This window comes from Burkholderia arboris, from assembly GCF_902499125.1.
GTDB lineage: Bacteria > Pseudomonadota > Gammaproteobacteria > Burkholderiales > Burkholderiaceae > Burkholderia > Burkholderia arboris.
On record NZ_CABVPX010000024.1, the window covers coordinates 47,121 to 73,995 of the forward strand.

Annotated in this window: 25 protein-coding genes; 12 read left to right on the forward strand and 13 right to left on the reverse strand. The window is 65.7% G+C overall.

The features are described from left to right. Window positions 1-355 precede the first annotated feature (355 nt). From BLA15945_RS25855 to BLA15945_RS25870, 4 genes are all read left to right on the forward strand, one after another. Window positions 356-1,720, forward strand: coding sequence for a 2-hydroxycarboxylate transporter family protein (locus BLA15945_RS25855; protein ID WP_174993715.1), 1,365 nt, complete (start codon window positions 356-358; stop codon window positions 1,718-1,720). A gap of 174 nt (window positions 1,721-1,894) precedes the next feature. Beyond that, on the forward strand, window positions 1,895-3,781 hold the full coding sequence (locus BLA15945_RS25860) for a sensor histidine kinase (protein WP_174993716.1): 1,887 nt from the start codon (window positions 1,895-1,897) through the stop codon (window positions 3,779-3,781). Then, window positions 3,771-5,132 carry a sigma-54-dependent transcriptional regulator gene (locus BLA15945_RS25865; RefSeq protein ID WP_059238807.1) on the forward strand — a complete coding sequence of 454 codons (1,362 nt, stop codon included), beginning with the start codon at window positions 3,771-3,773 and terminating at the stop codon, window positions 5,130-5,132. The genes BLA15945_RS25860 and BLA15945_RS25865 overlap by 11 nt, the downstream gene beginning before the upstream one ends. Before the next feature lie 25 nt (window positions 5,133-5,157). Beyond that, window positions 5,158-5,487 carry a DUF3579 domain-containing protein gene (locus BLA15945_RS25870; RefSeq protein WP_174993717.1) on the forward strand — a complete coding sequence of 110 codons (330 nt, stop codon included), beginning with the start codon at window positions 5,158-5,160 and terminating at the stop codon, window positions 5,485-5,487. A 127-nt stretch (window positions 5,488-5,614) separates the two neighbouring features. Here the strand turns inward: BLA15945_RS25870 and BLA15945_RS25875 are convergent, their stop codons facing one another. The 3 genes from BLA15945_RS25875 to BLA15945_RS25885 all read right to left on the reverse strand — a co-directional run bounded on the left by BLA15945_RS25875 (window position 5,615) and on the right by BLA15945_RS25885 (window position 7,394). Then, on the reverse strand, window positions 5,615-6,298 hold the full coding sequence (locus tag BLA15945_RS25875) for a cation:proton antiporter (RefSeq protein ID WP_217468169.1): 684 nt from the start codon (window positions 6,296-6,298) through the stop codon (window positions 5,615-5,617). A 103-nt stretch (window positions 6,299-6,401) separates the two neighbouring features. Next, on the reverse strand, window positions 6,402-7,046 hold the full coding sequence (locus BLA15945_RS25880) for a peroxiredoxin-like family protein (protein ID WP_174993718.1): 645 nt from the start codon (window positions 7,044-7,046) through the stop codon (window positions 6,402-6,404). A gap of 24 nt (window positions 7,047-7,070) precedes the next feature. After that, window positions 7,071-7,394: a hypothetical protein gene (locus tag BLA15945_RS25885; RefSeq protein WP_174993719.1), complete on the reverse strand. Its 324-nt coding sequence runs from the start codon at window positions 7,392-7,394 to the stop codon at window positions 7,071-7,073. A gap of 384 nt (window positions 7,395-7,778) precedes the next feature. On the opposite strand from BLA15945_RS25885, the gene BLA15945_RS25890 reads away from it, so the two are divergent. The 4 genes from BLA15945_RS25890 to BLA15945_RS25905 all read left to right on the forward strand — a co-directional run bounded on the left by BLA15945_RS25890 (window position 7,779) and on the right by BLA15945_RS25905 (window position 10,012). After that, window positions 7,779-8,303 carry a MarR family winged helix-turn-helix transcriptional regulator gene (locus BLA15945_RS25890; protein ID WP_174993764.1) on the forward strand — a complete coding sequence of 175 codons (525 nt, stop codon included), beginning with the start codon at window positions 7,779-7,781 and terminating at the stop codon, window positions 8,301-8,303. Between the two features lie 13 nt (window positions 8,304-8,316). Next, a complete protein-coding gene (locus BLA15945_RS25895) occupies window positions 8,317-8,658 on the forward strand; it encodes a DUF6616 family protein (RefSeq protein ID WP_174993720.1) in 342 nt (113 codons plus the stop codon). Between the two features lie 263 nt (window positions 8,659-8,921). Next, a complete protein-coding gene (locus tag BLA15945_RS25900; protein WP_174993721.1) occupies window positions 8,922-9,149 on the forward strand; it encodes a hypothetical protein in 228 nt (75 codons plus the stop codon). 11 nt (window positions 9,150-9,160) lie between these two features. After that, complete coding sequence (locus BLA15945_RS25905) at window positions 9,161-10,012, forward strand: alpha/beta fold hydrolase (RefSeq protein ID WP_174993722.1); 852 nt, start codon at window positions 9,161-9,163, stop codon at window positions 10,010-10,012. 77 nt (window positions 10,013-10,089) lie between these two features. Here BLA15945_RS25905 and plcR read toward each other — a convergent pair whose 3' ends face one another. The 3 genes from plcR to BLA15945_RS25920 all read right to left on the reverse strand — a co-directional run bounded on the left by plcR (window position 10,090) and on the right by BLA15945_RS25920 (window position 13,640). Next, the gene (gene plcR / locus BLA15945_RS25910) at window positions 10,090-10,686 is read right to left on the reverse strand and encodes a phospholipase C accessory protein PlcR (RefSeq protein WP_174993723.1); all 597 of its coding nucleotides are present in this window, start codon (window positions 10,684-10,686) and stop codon (window positions 10,090-10,092) included. Beyond that, window positions 10,686-12,839: a phosphocholine-specific phospholipase C gene (locus tag BLA15945_RS25915; protein WP_174993724.1), complete on the reverse strand. Its 2,154-nt coding sequence runs from the start codon at window positions 12,837-12,839 to the stop codon at window positions 10,686-10,688. Before BLA15945_RS25915 ends, plcR begins: the two co-directional genes overlap by 1 nt. Before the next feature lie 351 nt (window positions 12,840-13,190). Next, on the reverse strand, window positions 13,191-13,640 hold the full coding sequence (locus tag BLA15945_RS25920; RefSeq protein ID WP_174993725.1) for a PACE efflux transporter: 450 nt from the start codon (window positions 13,638-13,640) through the stop codon (window positions 13,191-13,193). A gap of 98 nt (window positions 13,641-13,738) precedes the next feature. On the opposite strand from BLA15945_RS25920, the gene BLA15945_RS25925 reads away from it, so the two are divergent. After that, a complete protein-coding gene (locus BLA15945_RS25925) occupies window positions 13,739-14,629 on the forward strand; it encodes a LysR family transcriptional regulator (RefSeq protein WP_174993726.1) in 891 nt (296 codons plus the stop codon). A 65-nt stretch (window positions 14,630-14,694) separates the two neighbouring features. On the opposite strand, the gene BLA15945_RS25930 is transcribed toward BLA15945_RS25925, so the two are convergent. Next, on the reverse strand, window positions 14,695-15,126 hold the full coding sequence (locus BLA15945_RS25930) for a Tautomerase enzyme (protein WP_174993727.1): 432 nt from the start codon (window positions 15,124-15,126) through the stop codon (window positions 14,695-14,697). 127 nt (window positions 15,127-15,253) lie between these two features. Between BLA15945_RS25930 and BLA15945_RS25935 the strand changes: the two genes are divergently transcribed. Continuing rightward, window positions 15,254-15,850, forward strand: coding sequence for a TetR/AcrR family transcriptional regulator (locus BLA15945_RS25935; protein ID WP_059238795.1), 597 nt, complete (start codon window positions 15,254-15,256; stop codon window positions 15,848-15,850). Between the two features lie 96 nt (window positions 15,851-15,946). On the opposite strand, the gene opcM is transcribed toward BLA15945_RS25935, so the two are convergent. Genes opcM through BLA15945_RS25955 form a run of 4 tightly spaced genes read right to left on the reverse strand, consistent with a single transcriptional unit; the run spans window position 15,947 to window position 22,843 of the window. Beyond that, window positions 15,947-17,482: a multidrug efflux transporter outer membrane subunit OpcM gene (gene opcM / locus BLA15945_RS25940; protein ID WP_059240893.1), complete on the reverse strand. Its 1,536-nt coding sequence runs from the start codon at window positions 17,480-17,482 to the stop codon at window positions 15,947-15,949. A 10-nt stretch (window positions 17,483-17,492) separates the two neighbouring features. Next, complete coding sequence (gene ceoB / locus BLA15945_RS25945) at window positions 17,493-20,693, reverse strand: multidrug efflux RND transporter permease subunit CeoB (RefSeq protein WP_174993728.1); 3,201 nt, start codon at window positions 20,691-20,693, stop codon at window positions 17,493-17,495. 45 nt (window positions 20,694-20,738) lie between these two features. Continuing rightward, window positions 20,739-21,956, reverse strand: a complete 1,218-nt coding sequence (ceoA, locus tag BLA15945_RS25950) for a multidrug efflux RND transporter periplasmic adaptor subunit CeoA (RefSeq protein ID WP_059238792.1) — start codon at window positions 21,954-21,956, stop codon at window positions 20,739-20,741. Between the two features lie 32 nt (window positions 21,957-21,988). Beyond that, window positions 21,989-22,843, reverse strand: a complete 855-nt coding sequence (locus tag BLA15945_RS25955; RefSeq protein ID WP_059238790.1) for an alpha/beta hydrolase — start codon at window positions 22,841-22,843, stop codon at window positions 21,989-21,991. A 174-nt stretch (window positions 22,844-23,017) separates the two neighbouring features. Between BLA15945_RS25955 and ceoR the strand changes: the two genes are divergently transcribed. Beyond that, entirely contained in the window at window positions 23,018-24,022 is a 1,005-nt protein-coding gene (ceoR, locus tag BLA15945_RS25960; RefSeq protein WP_059238788.1) for a putative multidrug efflux transcriptional regulator CeoR, read from the forward strand. 442 nt (window positions 24,023-24,464) lie between these two features. Continuing rightward, the gene (locus tag BLA15945_RS25965; RefSeq protein WP_059238786.1) at window positions 24,465-24,758 is read left to right on the forward strand and encodes a DUF4148 domain-containing protein; all 294 of its coding nucleotides are present in this window, start codon (window positions 24,465-24,467) and stop codon (window positions 24,756-24,758) included. A gap of 208 nt (window positions 24,759-24,966) precedes the next feature. Here the strand turns inward: BLA15945_RS25965 and BLA15945_RS25970 are convergent, their stop codons facing one another. Next, the gene (locus BLA15945_RS25970) at window positions 24,967-26,046 is read right to left on the reverse strand and encodes a purine-nucleoside phosphorylase (protein ID WP_174993729.1); all 1,080 of its coding nucleotides are present in this window, start codon (window positions 26,044-26,046) and stop codon (window positions 24,967-24,969) included. Between the two features lie 230 nt (window positions 26,047-26,276). Then, window positions 26,277-26,870, reverse strand: coding sequence for a LysE family translocator (locus tag BLA15945_RS25975; RefSeq protein ID WP_174993730.1), 594 nt, complete (start codon window positions 26,868-26,870; stop codon window positions 26,277-26,279). Between the last annotated feature and the right edge of the window lie 5 nt (window positions 26,871-26,875).

The following is a 26,875-nucleotide window of genomic DNA, read 5'->3' on the forward strand; positions in this document are numbered from 1 at the left end:
CGGAAAAGGATCAGCCGATGATAGAGAGCGGCGCAGGGGCGGTCTACGAAGCGATTGTGCGAAGAAAATCGCGCGCGGCGATATGGCGGGCGTCCGAGCGGCCGGCCGGGCGAATCGGAGGCCAGACCGGGCGTCCGGCCGGCCGTCTGGCCGAAATCTCGGCCCGGGGCACCGGGCGAATTCCGAGATCTCGGCCATCCCGCCGGGCAATCCTTTCCGCAGACGAAACAAATCCCTTATAAATCAAGGCATTGAAAATATTCCGGCAGGCCGGATTCCTGGCACGGGGGTTGCGTAATAGACGGCACACGATGCCGCGAAGCAAAGCAGGCATTCCAACATCAGGAGACACGTCTTGCAGACCTCTATCCATACCCCGTCCCATCCGGAGCCGGTTTCCGACGCCGTCGCCACCCCGCGCGAGCGCTTCTGGCCGGAAGGCTGGTGGAAGCTCATGGAAATCCGCATCGGCATCATTCCGCTGCCGGTCTACGTGATCCTGTTCGCGCTGATCGTCGGCTTCTCGGTGACGGGCAAGGTACCTGGCGAGATCTCGATGGCGATCGCCGTGCTCGCGTTCTTCGGCTTCACCTGCGCCGAACTCGGCAAGCGCCTGCCGCTCCTGCGCAACATCGGCGCGGCCGCGATCTTCGCGACCTTCGTGCCGTCGGCGCTCACGTACTACCACGTGCTGCCGAAGCCGGTGCTGAACCTGACGGTCGAATTCACGAAGTCGACCAACTTCCTGTACCTGTTCATCGCGTCGATCATCGTCGGCAGCATCCTGAGCATGGATCGCCGCGTACTGATCCAGGGCTTCGTGAAGATCTTCGTCCCGCTCGCGGCCGGCTCGGTCGCCGCGGCGATCGTCGGCACGGCCGTCGGCACCGCGCTCGGCCTCGGCGCACGCCACACGCTGTTGTATATCGTCGTGCCGATCATGGCCGGTGGCGTCGGCGAAGGCGCGATTCCGCTGTCGATCGGCTATTCGGAACTGATGCACCTGCCGCAGGGCGAGATGTTCGCGATGGTGCTGCCGCCGGTGATGCTCGGCAGCCTGACCGCGATCATCCTGTCGGGCGCGCTCGACATGCTCGGCAAGCGCCTGCCGCACCTGACCGGCAACGGCCGCCTGCAGGTCGGCGAAAGCGGCGACATGACGCCGGAGAACGAAGAGATCCGCGGCCACGTCGACGTCACGCACATCGCGGGCGCCGGCATCACGGCGATCACGCTGTACCTCGTCGGCCTGATGGCGCACAAGCTGTTCGGCCTGCCCGCACCGGTCGCGATGCTGTTCCTCGCGGTGCTGGTGAAGCTCGCACGCGCGGTGTCGCCGCCGCTGCAGGAAGGCGCATTCGTCGTCTACAAGTTCTTCTCGACCGCCGTCACGTATCCGCTGCTGTTCGCGATCGGCGTCGCGATGACGCCGTGGGACAAGCTGACCGCCGCCTTCACGATCGTCAACGTGGTCACGATCGTGTCGACCGTCGCGACGCTGATGGGCACCGGTTTCGTGGTCGGCCGCCTGCTGAAGATGTACCCTATCGACACCGCAATCGTGAACGCCTGCCACAGCGGGCAAGGCGGCACCGGCGACGTCGCGATCCTGACCGCCGCGAACCGGATGCAGCTGATGCCGTTCGCGCAGATCGCCACGCGGATCGGCGGCGCAATCGTCGTCACGGTGACGCTGATCCTGGTCACGCACTTCGGATAATGCGCGGCCGCGCGCACCGTCGCGCAGGCTGCTTCGCACGCGCCGCCGCCGGCCTTGCCGGCGCGCGGCGCGCATCGTTACGGCACGCATCGTTACGGCGGGCATCGTTACGGCGAGCAGTTGCGGAGGGCCGGTAGCGGACGGCCGATAGCGGACAGGCGGCAGCGGGCTTCGATGAGGGCGAACGTGCAAAAAGGCTTCAAGGGAATCCCGTGGTGGGGCTGGGCATCGGCCGCCGTGCTGTATGTCGGCGTGGCCGGTGCGGCCGTCGATTTCGCGTGGGAACGCGCGATCGACGCGCTCGAGGAAACCGGCGCGCACCGGCTCGACCTGTATGCGTCGAGCCTCAAGAGCGAGCTCGGCCGCTTCGAGATCCTGCCCGGCCTCGTCGCGCGCCAGGACGGCGTGCGCGCGATGCTGAAGGCCGCGCCGCACGATGCGCCCGCACTCGTGCACTCGGTGAACACCTACCTCGAAGCCGTGAACCGCGACGCGGGCAGCGGCGCGGTCGACGTGATCGACCTGCAAGGCGAGGTGATCGCCGCCAGCAACTGGAACGAGACGATCAGCTTCGTCGGCACCAACGTGTCGTACCGGCCGTACTTCAAGGACGCGCTCGCGCGCGGCAGCGGCCGCTTCTTCGGGATCGGCACCAACACCGGCGTGCCGGGCGTCTACTTCGCAAGCGCCGTGCGCGACGACGGCGTGCCGATCGGCGTGGCCGCCGTGAAGATCAGCGTCGATCCGCTCGAATCGGCGTGGCGCGCGCCGGGCGTCGCCGCAATGGTCGTCGACAGCAACGGCGTGGTCGTGATCTCGACCGAGCCCGCATGGAAATTCACCGCGCTGCGCCCGATCACCGCGCAGCAGCAGCGCGACATCCAGGCGTCGCGCCAATACGCGGGCCGCACCGTCGACGCGCTGCCGTATCGCCGCATCGGCGACCGCAGCTCGGCCGCGTGGTTCGGCACCTTCCCCGATCTGCGCCACGCCGGCCGCGCCACGCGCTATCTCGTGATGTCGCGCCCCGCACCGCAGGCCGGCGATTCGCTGATGGTGCTGCTCGACATCGCGGGCGCACGGCGCCAGCAGCAGACGGCGTTCGTGTTCGTCACCGGCGCGTTCCTGATCGCCGCGCTGCTGGCCGGTTACGCGATCCAGCGCCGCCGGGCGATCGTCGCGCGGCTGAATGCGCAGGACGCGCTGCGCCTCGCGAACGACCGGCTCGAACTGACCGTCGAGCAGCGCACGGCCGCGCTGACGGCCGCGAACGAGCGGATGCAGCGCGAGATCGTCGAGCGCGAACGCACCGAACAGCGGCTGCGCGCATCGCAACAGGAAGTCGTGCACGCGGGCAAGCTCGCGGTGCTCGGGCAGATGGCCGCCGGCCTCACGCACGAGCTGAACCAGCCGCTCGTCGCGATCCGCACGCTATGCGACAACGCGCGCACGTTCTTCGAGCGCGGGCAGCCGGCGCCGGCGCTCGCGAATCTCGAGCGGATCGGCAAGCTGGTCGACAGCATGGCCGTGCTCACCGGCGAGCTGAAGACCTTCGCGCGCAAGCCCGATGTCGAGCGCGTCGCGGTGTCGCTGAACGAGGCCGTCGCGCATGCGCGATTGATCTACGACGCGCGGATCCGCGACGAAAGCGTGCGGCTCGACGTGAACATCGCGCCCGGCACGACCGTCTCGGCCGAATCGAGCCAGTTGCAGCAGGTGATCGTGAACCTGCTCGGCAATGCGCTCGACGCGGTGCACGACGCGCCGGTGCGCCGCATCGTCATCGCGGCCAGCGGGCCGGACGACGTCGGCCGCGTGCGCTTCACGGTGGCCGACAGCGGCGCCGGCATCGCGCCCGACGTGCTGCCGCACCTGTTCGAGCCGTTCGTCACGACCAAGCCGCGCGGCCAGGGTCTCGGGCTCGGCCTCGCGATCACGTCGCGCATCGTCGAGGCGTTCGGCGCGAAGATCGCCGCGACGAACCGCGACGAAGGCGGCGCGCAGTTCAGTATCGAATTCGCGGCGGCGACGCCGCAACAAAGGATAGAGCATGGAAGATGAGATTCGCGTGCTGGTCGTCGAGGACGATGAAAACGTCCGGATCGGCGTCGAGCAGGCCGTCGCGCTCGCCGGGTTCCCGGTCGACGCCTTCGCGTCCGCTGCCGACGCGCTCACGCACGTCGCGCCCGGCGCGCCGGTGGTGATCGTGTCGGACGTGCGGATGCCGGGCATCGACGGGCTGCAGTTGCTCGACCGCGTGATGGCCCTCGATGCGCAGATCCCGGTCGTGCTGATCAGCGGCCACGCGGACATCTCGACGGCCGTCGGCGCAATGCAGGTCGGCGCGTACGACTTCATCGAGAAGCCGTTTTCGTCGGACGTGATCGCCGGCCGCGTCGCGCGCGCGGTCGAGAAGCGCCGCCTGACGCTCGAGGTGCAGGGGCTGCGCGCGGCGCTGAACAACTGGCAGGGCATCGAGGCGTACGTGCTCGGCAAGTCGCCCGCGATGGCCGACGTGCGCAAGCGGATCCTGCGCCTCGCCGACACGTCGGTGTCGGTGCTGATCACCGGCGAAACCGGCACCGGCAAGGAGCTGATCGCACGCAGCCTGCACGACTTCGGCGGCCGGCGCGACGCGCATTTCGTCGCGCTGAACTGCGGCGGCCTGCCCGAGCAGGTCTTCGAGAGCGAACTGTTCGGCCATGAAGCCGGCGCGTTCACCGGCGCGATCAAGAAGCGCATCGGCAAGGTCGAATGGGCGGATGGCGGCACGCTGTTCCTCGACGAAATCGAGACGATGCCGGTTTCGCTGCAGATCAAGATGCTGCGCGTGCTGCAGGAGCGCGTGGTCGAGCGGCTGGGTGCGAACGAACTGATTCCGGTCGACTGCCGCGTGGTGGCTGCCTCGAAGGCCGATCTCGCCGAACTCGCGGCCGACGGACGCTTTCGCGCGGACCTCTTGTATCGCCTCAACGTCGCGCAGATCGAGCTGCCGCCGCTGCGCGAGCGGCGCGAGGACGTGCCGCTGCTGTTCGAGCACTTCGTGCTCGCGGCCGCGCGGCGCTTCGGACAGCCGGCGCCGGTCGTCACGGCTGCGCAGGTATCCGAACTGATGACGCATGCATGGCCCGGCAACGTGCGCGAACTGCAGAACGTGGCCGACCGTTTCGTGCTCGGGCTGACCGGCGACAGCCTGCTGTCGTCCGGCGATGCACCGGCCGTCGGCGACACGCTCGCGGAACAGCTCGCGTATTTCGAACGGATGCTGATCGAGGACATGCTGCAGCGTCACAACGGCAACGTTGCGGACGCAAGCGTCGCGCTCGGGATGCCGAAGAAAACGCTCTATCACAAGCTGCGCAACCTGCGGATTCCCGCGCGCGGCGACACAGCGGCCGACGGCGGCGAATGACGCGAACGAGGATACGCACAACAGCATGGATCGCATCGAAGTCACCGAACACGGCCGCATCACGGGCCACCTGATCCGCGGCGTTACGCGCGCGCAGAAAACCTTCCGCCCGAGCGACTGGCCCGAGCGCCTCGCGGGCGTCATCACGCTGTTCGTCGGCGAACGGCGGCCCGGCTATCCGTGCGCGCTGTCGCGGCTCGCGATGCCCGTCGTCGACGGCAACGTCAAATGCCTGTTCGTGTCGGACGAATTGCGCGACGCGTGCGCCGACGCATTCGACTTCGCGATGCAGTTCGCCGCCGACAACGACCTTCCCGTCGAGCTTCAGACCACGCCCGCGTTGACGGTGCGCTGAAATGCGGGTAGCGCTCAGTGGTTTAGAAACGCTAGCAAAACGAGGCACTCGTGACAGTCTCTGCCTGCATCATCTGCTGGCTACAGCCTCAAAATTCAATGTGTCAGGGTTTCCAAGATCTCGCGCGTCAAGGGTGCCGTCTTAAACCGGCACTGTCACCATTTCCGGTGTTACGCGCGATCGTTTCCGCTACTAGCGCAGTCGTCGATCGATCGTCAACCGGACGTCGTTGATCCTGCATCAGCCAACGTATCAACGGCGTCGCGATAAAGGTACTCGTAATGGCCATGATGACGAGCATCGTGAAGGTCTGCTTGGGGAGCACGCCAAGGTCGTAACCAATGTTCAACGCGATCAGCTCCATCAATGCACGCGTATTCATCGAAACACCGATCGCCGCCGCGCTCCGTCGGCTTTCCCCCATGATTCGACTAGCGATATAGGTTCCACCGAACTTCGCAACGAACGCGAGCAGGCATACCAAGCCACAAACCACCCAGTCATGCAGTGTCGCCAGGGACCCCACGTCGGTTCGCAGCCCCGTATAAGCAAAGAACACGGGGATAAAAAACACGTGTACGAAGCCGCTTACCCGCTCGTTCCAGTGCGTCACAAATTGCCGGTTGTCATGCAGTGCAACACCTATCACAAAACCGCCGATGATCGCGAAAATACCCAGGTTACTCGTGATCGACGCCGAAACGAGTAGCGCCAGGAGTATCCAGGCAATCGCCCCCGTACTTAAATGCCGTTCCGCGGCCAGGACGCGCGAAAGCCAATATCGCATTGCAGGGCGCACGACCAACAGCACGGCAGATTGCCAGACACGCCAGAACCGATAATGACGATTCTTGCCATATGTAAGAGTCCTTATTTTATTGATAGCGGTAATGAAAGCGTTCCCCCTCGATTGATCAGAGCGCCTTGACGATGCGCACGATCTCTGCAGGTTCCAGTCGGCGGGTATAGTCGCTGTCGACAAAGGCATACGCGACACTTCCGTCCTTGCCGATGACATACGTTGCGGCAAGTGGAAGCTCGTAGCTCGCATCCCCATTGAAGTCCGGCAGATCGACGCCAAGATCCCGATAAATCGGCCGTATGTCGAAGGCAAGCGAAAACACAAGGCCGAAGGATCGCGCGATGTGGTTCCCCGTATCGCTCAGCACCGGAAAGGCGATCGCGCCTGCCTTCACCGTGGCCGCCGTCGAGTGCGGGGTCTGCGGCGAAACCGCGACCAAGGTTGCACCTGCCTCCCGGATTTCCGGAAGCGCACGCTGAAGCGCCGCCAAGGTCAAGTTGCAGAACGGGCACCATTGTCCCCGGTAGAAGGTCAGGACAACCGGTCCGTCCTTGAGCAATTCGTTCAATCGCACAGCGCGACCCTCAGCATCGGGGAGTTCAAAGACCGGGGCGCGCGCGCCTGCCTTCAATGCTGTTTCCGCAATCCCCGAGGCTGCGAGATCCGCAGCGGCCTTACCCATCGCCTGCAGTGCCTCCGCTGGCACCGTATCGGCCATTCCGGCCTTGAGCACATCGATTTGAGCCGACAGTGACATGATGACAATCTCCTTGATAACTGGCTAACGCTTATGTTTACCCGGCAAAACATGATGGGGCGAGAACTTCATCCCGGATTGCGTGGGAACCGTGATGCCTCGCGTCACATAGGCGTCGTGCACCAAGCGAAACGCTTGCTCCCGTTGCGGAAAATTCGCGGCAAGACCAATCGTGATGCCGTCAAGCTCCGCCTCGTCAATCACCCATCGTCGCACCATCTCCCTGCGGTACATACCCGCAGGAATCAAACGACGCACCAAGGTATGTCGCGACGTGACGCGGTCTCTCCGTATGTATGCGTTGACGTCCGGCCGAGCCGCACCCCGCTCATTCTTCAATTGCAACACCTGGCCCTCCTGGCCAATAGCCACTCCATCGGCAATCCGCCCATCGATAGGCGTCGATCGTCAACCCGTGCCAACGGGCGACGAAGGCGGATCGCGTCTCCATGCTTTCTATGAGCCATATAGTTCGTCAACAGATTGTATGGCATCTAACTATATTCTCAACGGTACCCGACCTTGTCAAGCGCCGCGTCTATTGAAGATCTGCGTGGACTTCACAAGACGAGTTCTGTGTCTTCAGCGAATGCCCAAATGAGCGCGCACATTCGTCGAGCATCAGAGACTGTGCCTACGGCAGCAAACCACCGCGTACATGCCCCTCACAACTTGACCACCTGCATCACGCCCTATAAAGTTAGGCACCTTGTAATAAGGCACGCTACCATCATATATATGGAACAGAAATATCTGGCGCTGTTGCATGAAGCGACACGCCGCAATGTCCCGAACCTTGACGGAATTCGCTTGTGCTTCCAGTTGCTTTCTCTGTCCACGGCCATTGATCGTGACTGCGCGTCGCTGCTCGCGCCTCATGGCCTGTCCGAAGGTCGTTTTGTAATCCTCTTCTTGCTTGATGCGGCAGGCGACGGGCTGGCGCCCAACGTGCTGGCCGAACAGGCAGGGGTGACGCGTGCGACCGTGACAGGCTTACTTGACGGATTGGAGAAAGATGCGTTGATCGAACGCACGGCTGACCTAAAGGATCGCCGCGCGCTTCTGATTCGTTTAACGCGCAAAGGCAAGCAGCTCGCCACGAAAATATTTGATCAGCACAGCCGGTGGATCGGCAGCTTGTTTGCCAACCTGACATTAAAGGAGCGCGAGCAACTTGCCACGTTGCTTGTGAAAATCTCGGGCAACACCGGCGTCCAAACCAACACCGAGCTAACGGGGCGTCGGCAACGCATTTGATAGGGAGCTCCACATGTCGCATTACCTGGTGGAACTTTATTCGCCCTCGCCGGCCTGGGAGATTTTGTCAGGCGATCACCGTCGTGTATTCCTTGACGGCATTGCCAAAGGCATGACTGCACTCGGTACGCTAGGTATCGAGATGCTGGCGTTGAGCGAAGTCGACCCCGACGTCCCACGCTCTACGCATCACCGTTTCGTCGGCATCTGGCGCTTCCCCGATGCGACCGCTCGGGACGCTTTACTCCAGGGCATCCACGATAGCGGTTGGTATCGCTACTTCCATCACGTCAATGCCGCAACTCAGACAGGCGAACTAGGCGAGCATCTGCATACGTTGGCGAGCTACCGCTAGAATCTCGTGCTTCGTGTCTGTCATGCAGGCCACGTCATGCGCGAATGTCGTCCCGACCGATCAACAGTGTGGCCGGGGGCCAGACCGGTTTCTCGAAAGCTCGAATGGACGATGTGCAGGCGACTGTACCCCTGCCCCTCGGACCAGGCGCCGCGCCATGAAGCCCCCTCATTTCGCCACCATTGCACGACTGACCGCCACTGCGCTCCCGGTGGCGACGCCTGACTTTCACATTTGTAAGCCGCGATCATCCAGTTCGCGGCATGCCCGGCGGCACTGCTATTGTCGAGCCGGACGCTGCTGCACGTCTTGAAGAAGCACTGGAAGCGTGCCGCTGGCCGGCGCATCAAGGTCATATGGGGGTCTCCGCCCTCCTTCCGACAAGCGTTTCCGTCACAGCCATCAATAAAATTGATCGTCACGATGAAAATTATGCGTTTTCCTTGCAGGTCGCCGTGATGCATAGTTGCGTCGTGTTGACGCACCTTTGAGTCTTTCAGCCATGAACATGCGAATCGAGCCGTCCGTGCTCGCGAACCCCGACCTGCAATTTGCGACGCTTTCGTCAGGCATCAGCCTGCCGTATGTCGAGCGGGGCAGCGGTGCGCCGATGGTGTTCGTGCACGGCTCGCTGTGCGACTACCGCTACTGGGATCCGCAACTCGCCGCGCTGTCGGCCCACTACCGCTGCATCGCACCGAGCCTCAGCCACTACTGGCCGGCCGTCGAAGCAGGTATCCAGGACGAATTCAGCTGGCAGAACCACGTCGACGAGCTCGCCGAATTCATCGACGCACTCGATCTCGGCCCCGTGCATCTGGTCGGCCATTCGCGTGGCGGCAGCGTCGCATTCAACGTCGCACGCCGGCATCCGCACCTCGTCGATACGCTGACGCTCGCCGATCCGGGCGGCCCGCTGCAACAGCCGGGCGTGCGCGAAGCCGCGCTGCCGGCCGCCGCGCTCGCGCTGCGCACGAAGGCCGTGAACCTGATCGGGCAAGGCGACGTCGAATCCGGCCTCGAAATGTTCGTCGATTCCGTGAGCCTGCCGGGCGCATGGAAGAAAAGCACGTCGCGCTTCCGTACGATGGCGATCGACAACGCGAGCACGCTGCCGAAGCAGCTGCGCGACCCGCTGCCCGCGTATTCGCAGCACACGGCCGGCGATATCGCATGCCGCACGCTGCTGATCGACGGCCAGCGCAGCCCGAAGATGTTCCGCCACAACGTCGATACGCTGTCGCAGTGGATCGGCAACGCGCAACGGCAAACCGTCGCCGGCGCGTCGCACGGGATGAACGCTGCAAGCCCCGCCGTGTTCAATCGCTACGTGCACGCGTTCATCGCCGCGTAAGTGTCCGGGCGGCTTCCGCGCCGCCCGATCGCCTCGCTGTTCAACGACGATGCGGATACGCTCCGCATCGCGTCTCGTCAACCGCCGTGTGTCACCGGCGCGTCCGTCCCGTAGATCTGCCTGCGCAATTCCGCCAGCCGCGTCTCGAGCGCCACGCGCTGCTGCTCGCGGTCCGGCACCGTACGCACCACCTCGTCGATGATCTTGCGGCTCTGCGCGACATAGTCGGCATCCTGTCGCTCGCGTGCGGGCGAAGCCGGCCGCTCGCCCATCGCAAGATCGCGCAGGTGCTCGCGCAACGCATCGCTCGCAGCCTGGCGTGCGGCGGCGTCCGGTTCCGCATCCTGCAACAGCAGGTCCGCCAGGCCCGACGCCTCGCGCGGATCGAGCTTGCCCGCATCGGCATCCGCACGCAGTTGCGCGAGCAACGAACGCGCGCGCACCTGGCGGTCGGCCGCATTCAGCGCATCGCGTTCGTGCGCATAGCCGTCGAGCTGCGCGCGAAAATTGACCGGCGACGCGGCCGCTTGATTCGTCATGGCGGATTCCTGGCTGACAACGGTGGAAGAAGCGTGCGGCGCGCCGCCCGGGCGGCCGCTCCACAGCACGACGGCCGACGCGACGGCGCCTGCCGCCAGTGCGACCGTGCCCCATACGATGACGGTTCGGTTCATCATGCGGTTCCTGTGACGTGCGCGAAGAGCGGATCGGTCACGCTCGCCGCACCGGTTTCGACATGGCCGGCCAGTGTGCGCAGATAACCGGCATCTGCATCGATCGTCACGCTGAAGTCGTACCAGCCGCCGCTTGCCGACAGGTTCAGCACCGTGTCGACGGTGGCGCCCGCCGCGACCGTGCCCGAACGCGGCGCGGCGCCGTAGCCGTTATCCGCGAGCGTCGCGACCAGCGGCGTGCGGCCCGCGTTGCGCATCCGCACGACGAGATTGCCATCCGGGCGATACGCGACCGTCACGTCGAGCAGCGGCGCGCTCGTCGTCGCGCCACCCTTGAAGTGGCGGAAAAAGCCGTTCGGCCCATACGCGGCGAGGTCGTAGCGCCCCTGCGTGTCGCGCACCGGCCACCACTGGTCGCTCAGCACGCGGCCGCTCTGGATCGTGTAGAAGCGCGGGCCGTTCTGCGCGATCGCGTCGTGTACATGGAACACCGCGGCCGACGTGCCGGCCGCGTTGCCGGGCACGGCCTTGCCGCTGTTCGCGAAGCTCACGTTCAGCACGCCCGCGCGCGTATCGAGCGCGGCTTCGACGAACAGCTCGTACGGTACCGCGCGCAGCTTGCGCTGCCCCGGTTCCTGCACCGGCAGCGGTGCGTTCTCAGCCGGGTAGCTCGACGGATAGCTCGGCTTCGCGAGGTAGTACTGCACCCAGTACGCGTTGTCGAGCTGCGCCTTCGTCGCGGTCAGGTCGAGCGCCGCCGGCGGCACCGTGCGATCCGCATCGCCCGCGAAGTCGAACGCCGACGTCAGGTCGCCGCACACCGCGCGACGCCACGGCGTGATGTTCGATTCGTAGACGTCCGGATGATCGTCACCGAAACGCTTCTCGATGAAACGGATCACCGACGTGTGATCGAACACTTCCGAGCAGGTCCACCCGCCCTTCGACCACGGCGAAATCGCGAGCAGCGGCACGCGCGTGCCGAGCCCGATCGGCAAGCCCGACTGCTGCTCGATCTCGCCTTCGACGCTGACCGTCGACAGCCCCTTGCCGGCCTTCCACGGCGGCACGGGCGCCGTCACGTGATCGAAGCGGCCGTCGCCTTCGTCGTAGCAGATCAGGAATACGGTCTTCGCCCATACGTCGGGGTTCGACGTGAGCGCATCGAGAATCCGCGACACGAATTCCTCGCCGAACGACGGCCCCCACCACGGATGCTCGGACGACGAGAACGGCGGCACGATCCACGACACCTGCGGCAGCCGGTTCGCGAGCACGTCGTCGCGCAGCGACGAGATGCCGCGCGCGGTCAGCCCGCGCTGGTTCAGCGGCGAGCTCGACGAAGCCGACTTGTACTGCGAAAACCACGCGAGCGCGTTGCAGTCGTAGTTGTTGGTGTTGTCGATCCAGTAGCGGCTCGACAGGAAATTCCACGCGACGTTGAACGAGCCGACGCCGCCTTCCTGATACACGCGCCAGTCGATGCCGGCCTGCTGCAGCCGCTCGGGGAAGGTCTTCCACGACACCGTGCCCGAACGGTCGCCCATCCAGTTCGACATCGCGACCTGGCTGCCGTCCGCGTTCGGCGACGCGCGCCCCGTCATCAGGTAGAGCCGGTTCGGATTGGTCGGCCCCATCATCGACTGGTGGTACGCGTCGCAGATCGTGAACGCGCTCGCGAGCGGGTAGTAGTACGGCAGGTCGGCGCGCTTGAAGTAGCCCATCGCATCGGGCCACTGCACGGCCATCCACTGGTCGTTGCGCCCTTCGTTCCACAGCTTGTGGAACGCATCCCACTCGTGGTTCTCCGGCATCATCCACTGCGCCCACGTCTTCGACGTGTCGAGGTGCCAGGGCACGTAGTCGCGCCCCTTGTAGTTCTGATACCAGACGGCCTTGCCGTCGGGACGTGCGACCGCGCGCGGATCGTTGAAGCCGCGCACGCCCGGGAACGTGCCGAAGTAATGGTCGAATGCGCGGTTTTCCTGCATCAGCACGACGATGTGCTCCACGTCCCGGATCGTTCCGGTCACGCGGGCCGGCTCGACGGCAAGCGCGCGGCGAATGCTTTCGGGCAACGCCGCCGCGAGCGCGGCAGCGCCGGCCGCTTGCGCCGAGCGGGTCAGGAACGTACGGCGATCGATACGCGACATCGGCAATCCCTCCTCGTTTTTCTGGCCGGACGGGGATGGTCATGCAGGCGGCATGCGCCGCGTGCGGGCGATGCGCGGCCTCGGAGCCGCAATACGGTTCCGAACCAGGCGCGCGGCGCGTCGACGGCCCCCTCCTGCCCGCCGCGCGTGTCATCGATCTGTCGGATTCTAGAAAGGGAAATCGGACAGTTTTGTTAAGATGCGACAAAAAACCAGACGATTACGACATTAGAAGTCCTCTACAATTTCTTTCGTCATGCGCCCGGTATCGATGGCATGCGACGCATCAACGAAAAACGGCGGACGCATAGACGTCCGCCGTTCGTTGTCACACCCTCCCGCCAGCGCGGCTTACCACACGGCCGGCTCGGGCTGCGCGTTGCGCGTGACCGAATCCGGCAACCCGAACACGCTGTCGAACGCCCAGTTGTACGTGAACGTGAAGATCGGGAAGAACACGATCAGCACCGCGTCGTACAGGAACGCCTGACGCAACGACACGTCGAGCCACCACGCAATCAGCGGAATCAGGAACGTCACGAGCGCGACCTGGAATCCGATCGCATGCATCACGCGGCGCCCGACCGAGCGCGTGGTCGCCGCGCTGCGTCGCTCCCATGCCTCGAACGCGAGGTTGTACAGAAAATTGACGACGACGCCCGTCGTCGAGATCATCACGCCCAGCAGGCCGCTCGTCGCGGCGCTCGCGCCGCTCAGCATGCCGAGCACCGACGACGCGACCAGGATGCCGAGCAACTCGAACATCACGACATACACTATGCGTCTCTTCCACCCTTGCATGACCATCCACCTTCATCTCGAACAAGGTGGCGAGACTATCAGCGGGCCTCTGTCCGCAAAAGTCAGGTCCTTTCAATTTTTCTGACAGGAGGCCCCGCATGCTGACCAGCGACCACATCGACATGCTGCTGACCGTCATCGAAAAGGGCTCGTTCTCGGCCGCGGCGCGCGCGCTCGGCCGCACGCCGTCGGCCATCAGCATGGCGATCGCGAACCTCGAGGCCGAACTCGACCTCGTGCTGTTCGACCGCGGCACGCGCGAACCGACGCCGACCGCGGCGATGGCCGCGCTGCTGCCCGACGCGCGCTCGATCGCCGAACGGCTGCACGCGCTGCGTGCGCATGCGCAGCACCTGTCGGAAGGCGTCGAGGACACGCTGCGGCTCGGGCTTGCCGCTGAACTCGACGGTGCGCCGGTCGCGCGTGCGCTGACAGCCGTGGCCGCGAAATATCCGGCACTCGCGATCAGCATCGTCACGGCGCCGCAGGACGTGATCGTCGACGCGCTGCATCGATCGGCCATCGATCTCTGTGTCGCGTACGGCGGGCTCGATCTGCATCCGCAGGAACAGATTCATGCGCTGTGGACCGAAACGCTCGTCGCGGTTGCCGCACCGAGCCATCCGGCGATCGCCGAATGCGCACAGCCCGAGGCGATCGAGCGCCTGTCGGGCTTCCGGCAGATCGTGATCGCCGATCCCGAACGGCCGCTGACCGACGTGCGGCCGCTGATCGGTAACCGCACGTGGAAGGTGACCGACATGGCGACCGCGATCGCGCTCGTGAAAGCCGGGCATGGCTGGGCAAATTTGCCGGAATCGATGATCGGCCGCTACGTCGCCGCTGGCGAACTTGCGCCGCTCGTGTTCGCGAATATCCGCAACGGGCTGCCGCTGCCCGTGTATCTGCGCCGCCCGAAGCACACGGGGCTCGGCAAGGCCGCGAGCGAGCTGGCGCGCGCGCTGCGGGCTGCAGGCAACGACAAGTAACCGGAGTGGCGGCAATCGCCGCCACTCCGTCGGTCAACGCCCGACGGCTTGACCGTTAGTTGCGGTTAATGCGAGGCAGCCGCCGCACCCTGAATCGAATCGACCAGCGCAGCGTTGTCATATCGCCGTCCGGCAATGCCCCATCCGCCGTCGACCGCATGCACGACATTCACCCACACTTGCGCCGGCGTCAGCCGCCCGCCCGCGCGATGCAGCACGATCTCGGTCGCCCGTTCGACGAATTGCCGCTGCTTGTCGGGCGCCGCAAGCGCCACCGCAGGCAGCTTCAGCTCGACGAACGCGGCAGGCTCCGCGCGCCCATGCACGAAGGTCCGGTTACGCGGCAGCACGTTGAGCGTGCCCACCACGTTCGGCGCCAGGAAGCCGTTCCCGGCCAATCCCTCGACGTCCAGCAGCGCATCGGTCAACTCGGCAAACACCGGCCCCTCGTCGTCCGGCGTGAAAACCCCTTCGGATACTGTCAGCGTAATCGGCATCGCACTTTCTCCAGGTCAGGTCATCGGAATCGTGACGTGATATAAATATCAGTCACTCTCTATACATTAGACACCGATCGCTCTCTATGCAAGCAATAAAGAGCGATCGCTCTGAAGCGAGCCTGTCATGCGTTATTCCGTCGAGCACAAGCACGAAACCCGCACGCGCATCCTCGAAGCCGCGAGCCGCCTGTTCCGCCAGGAGGGCTATGGCGGCTCCGGCATCGGTCCGCTGACGAAGGCGGCCGGCGTCACCAACGGCGCGTTCTACGGACATTTCAAATCGAAAGGCGAGGCGTTCCGCAACGTCGTGCTCGACGGCCTCGACCAGCTCCGGCAAGGCGTCGCGACGTTCAAGGCCGAGCATGGCGCGCGCTGGCGGCGCCCGTTCGTGTCGTTCTACCTCGGGCCCCGGCGCACCTGCGCACTCGGCGAAAGCTGTGCGCTGCCGAGCCTGTCGCCCGAAGTGATGCGCGCCGACGACGACACGCGCGACGCATACGCAAAGGCGTTGCGGCAGATCGTCGACGAAGTGTCGTCCGGGCTCGGCGACACGCCCGACGACGACCGCGCGATCGCGTTCCTCGCGCTGCTGTCGGGCGGCGTCACGCTCGCACGCGCGGTGCGCGATCCCGAACTGGCGCAGCGCATCGCCGATGCGGTCGGCCGGTATGCGGTGGTCATCGCCGAGCGTACGGACGTACGGCCCGAGCAGCAGCCATAGCAAGCGGCCCATAAAAAACCCCGATCCGCGTTGCCACGGACCGGGGTTCTGCTTCGTTCGGCCACCTGCGTGAACGGCCCTTGGCGGGCCGCTGTTTCAGCGCGCGGCGACCTCCGCCTTGACGGCCGCCGCATCGCCGACCGCCGTCGGCGCCGCACCCCAGCCGCCGCCGAGCGCGCGGATCAGGTTGACGGTCGACACGGCCTGCGCGCCAGTGAGCTGGTTCGCCTGCAGTTGCGACTGCAGCACCGAACGCTCGCTGTCGATCACGTCGAGATAGGCGACCTCGCCTTCCTGGTACTGCGTGCGCGACAGCGTCGCCGCACGGCGCGACGCATTGACGGCTGCATCCTGCGCGCGGATCTGGTCGTCGAGCAGACGCAGGTCGGAAAGATTGTCCTCGACCTCGCGGAACGCGACGAGTACCTGCTGCCGGTAGTTCGCGACCTGCTCGTCGTACTGCGCGCGCGCCTGCTGCACGCCGGCCGCCCGGCGCCCGCCGTCGAACAGCGGCAACGTCAGCGCGGTGCCCGCGAACGGCCCGAGCAGGAACGTGCGGCTCGACCACAGGAACAGGTTGCCGAGCGTCGACGCCTCATAGCCGAACGCTCCGGTGATATCGAGCTTCGGGAAGTACGCGGACTTCGCGAGGCCGATCCGCGCGTTCGCGGCCGCCATCGCCCGCTCGGCCGCCGACACGTCCGGACGGCGTTCGAGCAACGCGGACGGCAGGCCCGGCGGAATCTTCACCGCGACCGGCACGATCGGCGTTTCCTTGAACCCGAAATCCGCCGGTGCCTTGCCGAGCAGGATCGCGAGCGCATGCTCGGACGCCGCGCGCCGGCGCGCGACGCCGACCGCATCGGCCTGTGCGCTCGCCAGCTCGTTCTTCGCACGCGATACGTCGAGCTCGCTGATGTCGCCTTCGTTGAAGCGGCGCTGCACGAGCTTCAGTGCCTGATCGCGCAGCTCCACCGTGCGGCGGTATAGGTCCTGGTCCGAATCGAGCTGGCGCAGTTCGAAGTAGTTCTGCGCGACGTCCGCCTGCAGCGCGAGCTGCACCGAACGGAACAGCGCTTCGCTCTGCGCCTGGTCGGCACGCGACGCCTCGACGTTGCGGCCGACGCGGCCGAACAGGTCGGCCTCGTACGACACCGTGCCCTGCGCACGCCACAGCGTCGCGTTGGTCGGGCCCGTGCCCTGCGGCTGGAACTGCGACGCCGACGACAGCCCCTGGCGCGTCGGCCCGAAACCGGCGCCGACCTGCGGGAACCACTGCGAACGCGCCGTACGCGTCGCCGCACGCGCTTCCTCGACACGCGCGGCCGCGGCCTTCAGGTTCTGGTTCGCGGCGAGCGCCTGCGTCTCGAGCGAATCGAGCACCGGGTCGCCGAACACTTTCCACCATTCGCCGCGATGTTCGCTGTCCGCGGGCTCGGCCGTCTTCCACGTGCCGGCCTGCTCGCCGGCGGCGAGCGTCGGCGCTTCCTTGAACGCGGCCGGCGCCGCGGCATCCGGGCGCTTGTAGTCGGGGCCCACCGCGCACGCGGCGAGCAGCGTCGCGAGCAGGGTGCTCGCGGCCGCCACCTTCGCGAAACGCATCAGGCCGTTCGTGTTGTGCAAGTTGTTCATGTTGTTGTCCTCAAGCATCCGATGCAGGCACGCCCGGAGTCGTCACGCCGTAACCCGCCGAGTCCTTGCCGGCGACGTGGATCTTGCCGCCCGCGAGCGTCCGCAGCACGACGTAGAACACCGGCGTCAGCATCAGCCCGAACAGCGTCACGCCGAGCATCCCGAAGAACACCGCGACACCCATCGCATGGCGCATTTCCGAACCGGCCCCCGTCGACGTGACGAGCGGCACGACACCCATGATGAACGCGATCGACGTCATCAGGATCGGGCGCAGCCGCAGCCGGCTCGCCTCGATCGCGGCCTCGAGCGGCGTCCTGCCGTCGTGTTCGAGCTCGCGTGCGAATTCGACGATCAGGATCGCGTTCTTCGCCGACAACCCCACCAGCACCATCAGACCGATCTGCGTGAAGATGTTGTTGTCGCCCTGCGTGAGCCACACGCCCGTCAGCGCCGACAGAATGCTCATCGGCACGATCAGGATCACCGCGAGCGGCAGCGTCAGGCTTTCATACAGCGCGGCGAGCACGAGGAACACGAGCAGCACGCTGATCGGGAACACATACATCGCCGAATCGCCCGCAAGAATCTGCTGGTACGTGAGGTCGGTCCACTCGAACCGCACGCCGCGCGGCAGCGTTTCGTGCGCGATGCGCTCGATCGCGGCCTGCGCCTGCCCCGACGAGAAACCCGGCGCCGGTCCGCCGTTGATGTCGGCCGCCGTGTAGCCGTTGTAGCGCACGACCATTTCCGGGCCGAACGTCGGCGTCACCGTGACGAGCGACGACAGCGGCACCATCTCGCCCTTGTCGTTGCGCGTCTTCAGTTGCAGGATGTCGTCCGCGCGCTGGCGGAACGGCGCATCGGCCTGCACGCGCACCTGGTACACGCGCCCGAAGCGGTTGAAGTCGTTCACGTACAGCGAGCCGAGATACACCTGCATCGTGTTGAACACGTCCGTGACCGGCACGCCGAGCTGCTTCGCCTTCACGCGGTCGAGATCGACGTTGAGCTGCGGCACGTTGATCTGGTAACTCGTGAACAGCGGGCCGAGTTCAGGCGCCTGCTGCGCGCGCTTGATGAAGTCGTTGGTCGCATCCGCGAGCCGCGCATAGCCGACCGCACCGCGATCCTCGATCTGCATCTTGAACCCGCCGAGCGTACCGAGGCCCAGCACCGGCGGCGGCGGGAACACCGCCACGAACGAGTCCTTCATCGTGCTGTACTGCTGGTTCAGCGCACCCGCGATCGCGCCGGCCGACAGCGCCTTGCCATGCCGTTCCGAGAACGGCTTCAGCGTGACGAACACGATGCCCGCGCTCGAGCTGTTGGTGAAACCGTTCACCGACAGCCCCGGGAACGCCACCGCGCTCTCGACGCCCGGCTGCTTCAGCGCGATCGAACCCATGTCGCGGATCACCTTCTCGGTGCGATCGAGCGATGCACCGTTCGGCAACTGCGCGAACGCGATCAGGTATTCCTTGTCCTGCGCGGGCACGAAGCCGCCCGGCACGACCTTCGACACGAGCACGGTCGCGCCCACCAGCACGAGGTACACGCCGAGCATCAGCGTCTTGCGCGACAGCACGCCGCGCACGCCGCGGCCGTAGTTCTCCGCGCCGCGATGGAACACCTTGTTGAAGCCGCGGAAGAAACCGCCGAGCACGCGGTTCATCACGCGCGTGAGCCAGTCCTCCTTGTCGCCATGGCCCTTCAGCAGGATCGCGGACAGCGCCGGCGACAGCGTCAGCGAGTTGAACGCCGAGATCACCGTCGAGATCGCGATGGTCATCGCGAACTGCTTGTAGAACTGGCCGGTCAGGCCCGACATGAACGCGAGCGGCACGAACACGGCGACGAGCGTCAGCGCGATCGCGATGATCGGCCCGCTCACTTCCTGCATCGCCTTGTAGGTGGCCTGCCGCGCGTTCATCCCGCTCTCGATGTTCCGCTCGACGTTCTCGACCACGACGATCGCATCGTCGACCACGATCCCGATCGCGAGCACCATCCCGAACAATGACAACGCGTTGATCGAATACCCGAACGCCAGCAGCAGCGAGAACGTGCCGATGATCGACACCGGCACCGCAATCAGCGGAATCAGCGACGCACGCCAGGTCTGCAGGAACACGATCACGACGATCACGACCAGCGCGATCGCTTCGAGCAGCGTGTGCACGACGGCCTTGATCGACGAGCGCACGAACTGCGTCGGGTCATAGACGATCTTGTAGTCGATGCCCGCCGGCATGTCCTGCTTCAGCTCGGCCATCGTCTTGCGCACTTCGTCCGAAATCTGCAGCGAGTTCGCGCCCGGCGACTGGTTGATCGCCATCGCGACGGCCGGCTTGTTGTCGAGCAGCGAGCGCAGCCCGTATTCGGACGCATCGAGCTCGATCCGCGCGATGTCGCGCAGGCGCGTGACGCCGCCGTCCGGCGTCGTCTTCACGACGATGTCGCCGAATTCGTCTTCCGTCTGCAGACGGCCGCGCGCGTTCACCGACAGTTGCAGCGGCGTGCCCGGCAGCGACGGCGATGCGCCGATCACGCCGGCCGCGACCTGCACGTTCTGCTCGCGGATCGACTGCACCACGTCCTCGGCCGACAGCCCGCGCTGCGCGACCTTCTGCGGATCGAGCCACACGCGCATCGCGTAGTCGCCCGAACCCCACAGCTGCACCTGGCCGACGCCCTGGATCCGCGACAGGCGATCCTTCACGTTGATCAGCGCGTAGTTGCGCAGGTAGGTCATGTCGTAGCGGTTGTCCGGCGAGATCAGGTGGACCACCATCGTCAGCGTCGGCGAGCTCTTCACCGTCGTGATGCCGAGCCGCTGCACGTCTTCCGGCAAGCGCGGCAGCGCCTGGTTCACGCGGTTCTGCACGAGCTGCGTGGCCTTGTCCGGATCGGTGCCGAGCTTGAACGTGACGGTAATCGTCATGTTGCCGTCGCTGTTCGCCTGCGACTGCATGTAGAGCATGTCCTCGACGCCGTTGATCTGCTCCTCGAGCGGCGACGCGACGGTCTCGGCGATCACTTTCGGGTTCGCGCCCGGGTACTGCGCCTTCACGATCACGGAAGGCGGCACGACTTCCGGATATTCCGAAATCGGCAGCAGGAACATCGCGATCACCCCGCCGAGCAGGATGATCACCGATAGGACTCCTGCAAAGATCGGCCGGTCGATAAAGAATTTGGAAATGTTCATGTGTGGCTCTGTCTGGTTGAACGCGGATGCGAAGCGGCGGGCCGCTTACGAATCCGCCTTCGCCGGTGCGGCCGGCTTCGCGTTGTTCGCGAGCGGCGCGGACGGCGCATCGCCGCCCGTCATCGGGACCATGTGCGGCTTCACCTGCTCGCCAGGGCGCACGCGCTGCGTGCCGTTCACGACCACGCGATCGCCGGCCGCCAGCCCGCTCACGATCACGCGGCGGTTGCCGTGCTGCATCCCCTGCTGCACTTCGCGGTACGACACGCGGCCCTGCTGGTCGACGACGAACACGAACTTCTTGTCCTGGTCGGTGTTGATCGCCGCATCGTCGACGAGCAATGCCTCGTGCGGCGCGCTGCCGCCCACCTTCACGCGTGCGTACAGGCCCGGGACGAGCGCGCCGTCGGCGTTGTCGAAGCGTGCGCGCACGCGGATCGTGCCCGACGACGTATCGAGCCGGTTGTCGACCGAGTCGATCTCGCCGCTGCGCGAATAGCCGGTCTCGTTCGCGAGGCCCAGCTCGACCGGCACCTTGCGGCCGCTGCGCGCGCCGTTGATGTATTGCAAATAGGTCTGTTCGTCCGCGTCGAACGATGCGTAGATCGGCGATACCGACACCAGCGTCGTCAGCGGCGCGGCCGACGCGCCGGCCGACACGACGTTGCCGAGCGTGATTTCCGCGCGCGACACGCGGCCCGACACGGGCGCGGTGATCCGCGTATAGCCGAGGTTGATGCGCGCCGTTTCCAGCGCGGCGTCAGCAGCCTTCAGGTTCGCCGCCGCCTCACGCGCCGCGTTCTGCTTCTCGTCGTAGTCGCGCTTCGCGATCGCGTTGTCGCCGATCAGCCGCTGCGCGCGCTGCCAATCCGTCTGCGCATAGCCGTTGCGCGCCTGGGCGGCGGCGAGCTGCGCGGCCGCGCGATCGGTTTCGGCCTGGTACGGGCGCGGGTCGATCACGAACAGCACGTCGCCCTTCTTCACGAGCGCGCCGTCCTTGAAGTTCACCGCGACGATCGTGCCCGATACCTGCGGGCGCACGTCGACTTTCTCGACCGCCTCGAGGCGGCCCGAGTAGCTTTGCCAGTCGGTCACGGTCTGCGGGACGACGGTCGCGACGTCGACTTCGGGCAGCGGCGCTGCCGCTTTCTCGGGCGCGTTCGCATTGACGCGCATCGCGCCGAACGTGCCGAGGCCGACGACGGCGAGCGTCACGATCGCCGCGGTGGCGATTCGCGAACGGGAGGTGCGTAGGATGGCCATGTGGATCTCCAGTAAACGTGGATTGGTTTTGGTTATGGGTTCGGCTGGCGCGCCTGGAAGCGGCACTGGAAGAAGCGCACGGCTTCCTCGAATGCGGCTTCGTGCGTGGCGAGCGTCGCGTGCGTGATGTCCGGGTAGCGGATCACCTGCGTGAGCACGCCCGACGAGATCAGGCAGCTCGCATATTTCTCCGCTTCGACGTGCAGCACGTCGTTCTGCGCGGTGACGACGAGCGTCGGCGGCAGCCCCGCGAGGCGCACCGATTCGAGCGGCGCCGCGTACGGGTGGATGCGCTGCGCCGCCTGCGGCAGATACGCGCGATAACAGGCCGCGCATTCGCGCGCGGTGATGTCGGAGGCGAGACGTTCGGCGTCGCCGATGCGCGTCATGCTCGGGTCGAGCATCGGCCCGAACAGCGCCTGCGCGACGATCGACACTTCACCGCGGTCACGTGCGATGAAGGCGAGACAGTTCGCGAGCTGGCCGCCCGCGTCGTGGCCCGCGACCCCGATCTTCTTCGGGTTGCCGCCGAACGCGCGGGCGCGTGTCGCGGCCCACACGGCGGCGCGATACGCATCCTCCGGCGCGGCCGGAAAAGGAAAGGCCGGCGCGAGCGAATAGTCGACCGACACTACGAGAGCTGGTAAGCGTTCTGCTAAAAAACGCGCGGCGAAATCCGCGTCTTCGAGCGAACCGCGGACGAAACCGCCGCCGTGGAAATAAAGCACTACTGGCAACCCGGTCTTGTCCGGGCGGCGGTAGAGGCGCAGCACGATGTCCTGCGCGTAGCCGGGAATTTCCACTTCGGCGACCGTCAGCGCCGCGCCTGCCAAGGCTTGCGCGGGCAGCGCGGCTTTCAGGAATTTGCTGAATTCAGAAGCGTCCATGACGATGCAGCATCCATTTCGAGATGGAACGAATTCTGGGTCCGGCAGACATTGGGATAAATGCCTATAATCCGGCAACACAATTCAACGCCCCCGAACAATCCGAGGCTGCGTTTACCCACGAGGTAGCGCAGCCTTGTCGTTCCGGAGGCTCATTAGATTGCGGAGGTTGTGATGGACCGGCTTCAGGCCATGCAGGTGTTTACTCGCGTCGTCGATACAAGCAGCTTCACCAAGGCAGCAGAAACGCTCAGCTTGCCGCGGGCGTCCGTCACGACGATCATCCAGAATCTCGAAGCCTTCCTCGGCGTGCGTTTGATGCACCGGACCACGCGCCGGCTGTCGCTCACGCCGGACGGCGCCGCGTACTACGAACGATGCGTGCGGATCCTCGCGGACGTCGAGGAAACCGAAGCAAGCTTCCAGGCCAACAACCGGAAGCCGCACGGAAAGTTGCGTATCGACATGCCGGGCTCGATCGGGCGGCTGCTCGTGATTCCGTCGCTGTGCGAATTTCATACGCGCTATCCGGACATCGACCTGCAGCTCGGCTTGTCCGACCGGCCGGTCGACCTGCTGCAGGAAGGCGTCGACTGCGTGATCCGCGTCGGCGCGCTGCAGGATTCGTCGCTCGTCGCGCGCCGCGTCGGCCTGTTCGAAGGCGTGACGGTCGCCGCGCCCGACTATCTCGAACGCTTCGGCGAGCCGCAGACGATCGAGGATCTCGGCCAGCACAAGGCCGTCAACTATTTCTCGAGCCGCACCGGCCGCACGATCGACTGGACGTTCCTCAGCGAAGGCAAGGAAGTCGAGGTGAAGATGGACAGCATCGTGTCGGTGAACGACGCGGATGCGTACGTGACCTGCGGGATCGAAGGCTTCGGGCTGATTCAGCCGCCGCTGTTCATGGTGCTGCCGCACCTGCGCGAAGGCCGGCTCAAGGAAGTGCTGCCCGGCGTCAAGCCGCTGCCGATGCCGATCTCGGTCGTGTATCCGCACAGCCGTCACCTGTCGCCGAAGGTGCGCGTGTTCGTCGACTGGGTGGCCGAAGTGTTCGACCGCTGCCCGCTGCTGAGCGGCAAGGGCAGCCTCGACGCGACGTGCAGCAAGCGCACGTTCGAGGAAGCCGAACGCGCGCCGGCGCTCGATACGCCGGTCATCAACGAGTGGGTCGCGTAATCGTCTGACCTGCCTGCGCGGGCCGCCAGGCCCGCGCGTCTCCCCGCCTCCTCACGTCTTCAAGCCGCCGTTCCGCGCGGCGCTTCCGATCCTTCCCGATTCCGCAGCAAACCTTTGTGCCGCGCGCAGCAATCGCCCGCGTGCGCCGTCGCGGGTGGCTGTCGCATCCGTGCGAGCCCCGCCGCACGGGGCTGCCGGCGATTTCCGCATAACCCTGCCGTCCATGCGGATGTCGATTGTTCCTTTGCGACGACAAATCAATTCGCGTCTGCCGCATTTATCGCGACGGAGCAGATACCTAGAGTAAACCCTGTCGCGCACCTCGTTGCGCATCGAACAGATCCCGCCTGACGGGACCGGAGTAAGCGCCGAAGCGCCAGCTCCGACATGGGATCTGAGTAAGCGCTGAAGCGCTAACTCATATCGACACAGGAGTTATGTCATGAACCGCCGCAACCTTCTCTCCGCCCTGGCCCTCACGCTCGCCGTGTCCGCACCGGCCTTCGCCGATTCGGGCACGCCGCACGCCGGCGACTACGGCAACACGTCGTGGTACGCGCAGCACTACGGCCCGCGTACGCGTGCCGAAGTGAGCGCGGAAGTCGAGCAAGCGCGCAAGGACGGCACGCTCGCGTACCTGCGCAAGGCGAATTCGTATCCGCAAGGGCTCGAACTCGCACAAGGCCCGTATCGCCCGATGCCGGAAAGCAACCAACTCGCCGGCGGGGGCCGGTAAACGCGCAACGCCGCGCAGCGGGTTGCCCCGTGCGCGGCGTCGCGACACACCAATCGACGACTCGCTGAGTCAGTTAGCTGCAGGAGCACATGATGAACGACCACCTTCCTTCGCCGCTCGATCACTGGGACGACACCACGCCGGTCTGGACGCCGTTCCGTTCGGCCCCGCACTCGCATTGAGCGCCGGCTGAGTCATCGTCCGGCCCTCAACGACGCGGCACGCCGTCGCGCCATTCGCCCCAGTGCGTGACGATGTCCTGCACGAGCGGATTGCCCGCGCGGTACAGGTTTTCGGTCGCCGGGGCGAAACCGCCCTGGTCCGCGTAGTTCAGCAGGTTGTCGGCACTCGTCTGCCCCGCGTATGGCCGGTCGAAATCGGACCCCGTACGCAACACGGCGACGCGCGACAGGTCGACCCGCTTCACGCCGGCCGCGCGCTTGAGCGCTTCATACGTCGCGTTGTCTTCCTGCGCGGTCATGCAGTACGTGCCCTTGCCGTCGGTCAGGATCTTCGTCCACTGGCGCGCGCGCTCGCCGATCAGCGTGCCCGAGAACCACGTGTTGCCCGATGACGTGTCGCACTGGATCACCGTCGGCGGGCGGTTCGCCGGCGCATACGTGAACTTCGCGCGCGCGGCCTGCGCCTGCGCGCTGTCGGCGAGCACGACGTTGCGCGACAACGCGACCGCGGCGTCGGTCAGCTGCGGATTGAGCTGGAAGACTTCGGTGCGATAGTCGAGCGGCGGCTTGTCGTTCGGGCTCTTCGTATTGATGCCGAGAAAGCCCGTGTTCCAGCCGGCCGGAATCTCGCGCGCATCGAGCTCCCACTGCAGGCTGAAATCGACGAGGTATTTCGACCACGCGGCCGAACCGACCGTGCCTTGCGCGGGGTCGACGCCCGCGATGCCGGAGATCAGGAAATACGTGCGGCGCAGATCGAAGCGCTGCGAGAACGTAAGCGCCATGATCGTCGCCGACGCATTCGCATAGCCCATGCCGGTCGTGACCACGCACACGTCCTGCTTGTTGCAGTGAACGGCCGGATAGTCGGGCGACAGGCCGGGCACGGCGATGTCGCGCCACGGGCCGATCCGGTCGAGCCATGCCTGGCCCTCCGGCCCGAACATCGTGATGATCATGACCTTGACCGGGCGGCCCTGTGCACCGGTCTCGGAGAATGCAGTGTTGCCCGCGTTGTTGCCCCGGTTGTCCTGCGCGATCGACGGCGCGGTCGCGCAGGCTGCGAGCGAAAATGCAGCAGCGGAAAGAATGGAGCGAGTCAGCATCGGCGTTCCTTGTTTCGGTGATGTTGGGTGAGAACGGCTCTCGGAGACTGCGCGAGGGAGTATAGAACGGGCGTACGCAATGCGGAACCCGGCTACGAAACGGCGAGCGGTGTTTCGTGCGAATGGATGCGTGTTGCGTGATGGAATTCGCGCATGCGCCGCTGCATTGCAAACATCAGGAATGCTATCGGGTTTGTCGCCACGTGCAACGTCGGTCGTTTCCTGCGGTACTACACGCGCATCAACCCCGCGACGCCGTAACCGAGCACGACCAGCGCGGCGGCCGCATGGCTCGCCGCGAGCCACCCCGGCGACTTCACGAAGCGACCGATCGCGCTGCCGCCGAACGCGAACACGAGCTGCCCCGCCAGGCTGCCCGCAAACACGCACGCGGCACCGGGCAACCAGTGCCGGTGTGCACCGGCGGCAGCCGTTGCATAGCCGTAGAACAGCAGGATCGTCAGCGGGTTCGCGAGCGTGACGAAGAACATCGACATGAACGGGCGATCGCCCGGCGGCGGCAGGGCATCGCCGTCGAGCGTGCGGCGCCGGTCACGCAGCGCCTGCCACAGCATCCGCATGCCCATTGCGAGCAACACGCATGCACCAACCATACGGAACAGCGACAGATGCGACGCGAGCGTGCTCGCGAGCATCGCGCCGATCGTGAACGCGACGACTGCATAGCAGCCGTCCGCCGCGGCCACGCCGATTGCGGCGCGCACGCCGGCCGCCGTGCCGGCGCGCATGCCGTAGTTCGCGATCATCAGCGCGACGGGCCCGACCGACAGCGCGATCATCAGCCCGAACAGGAAGTCGTTCATCGGTC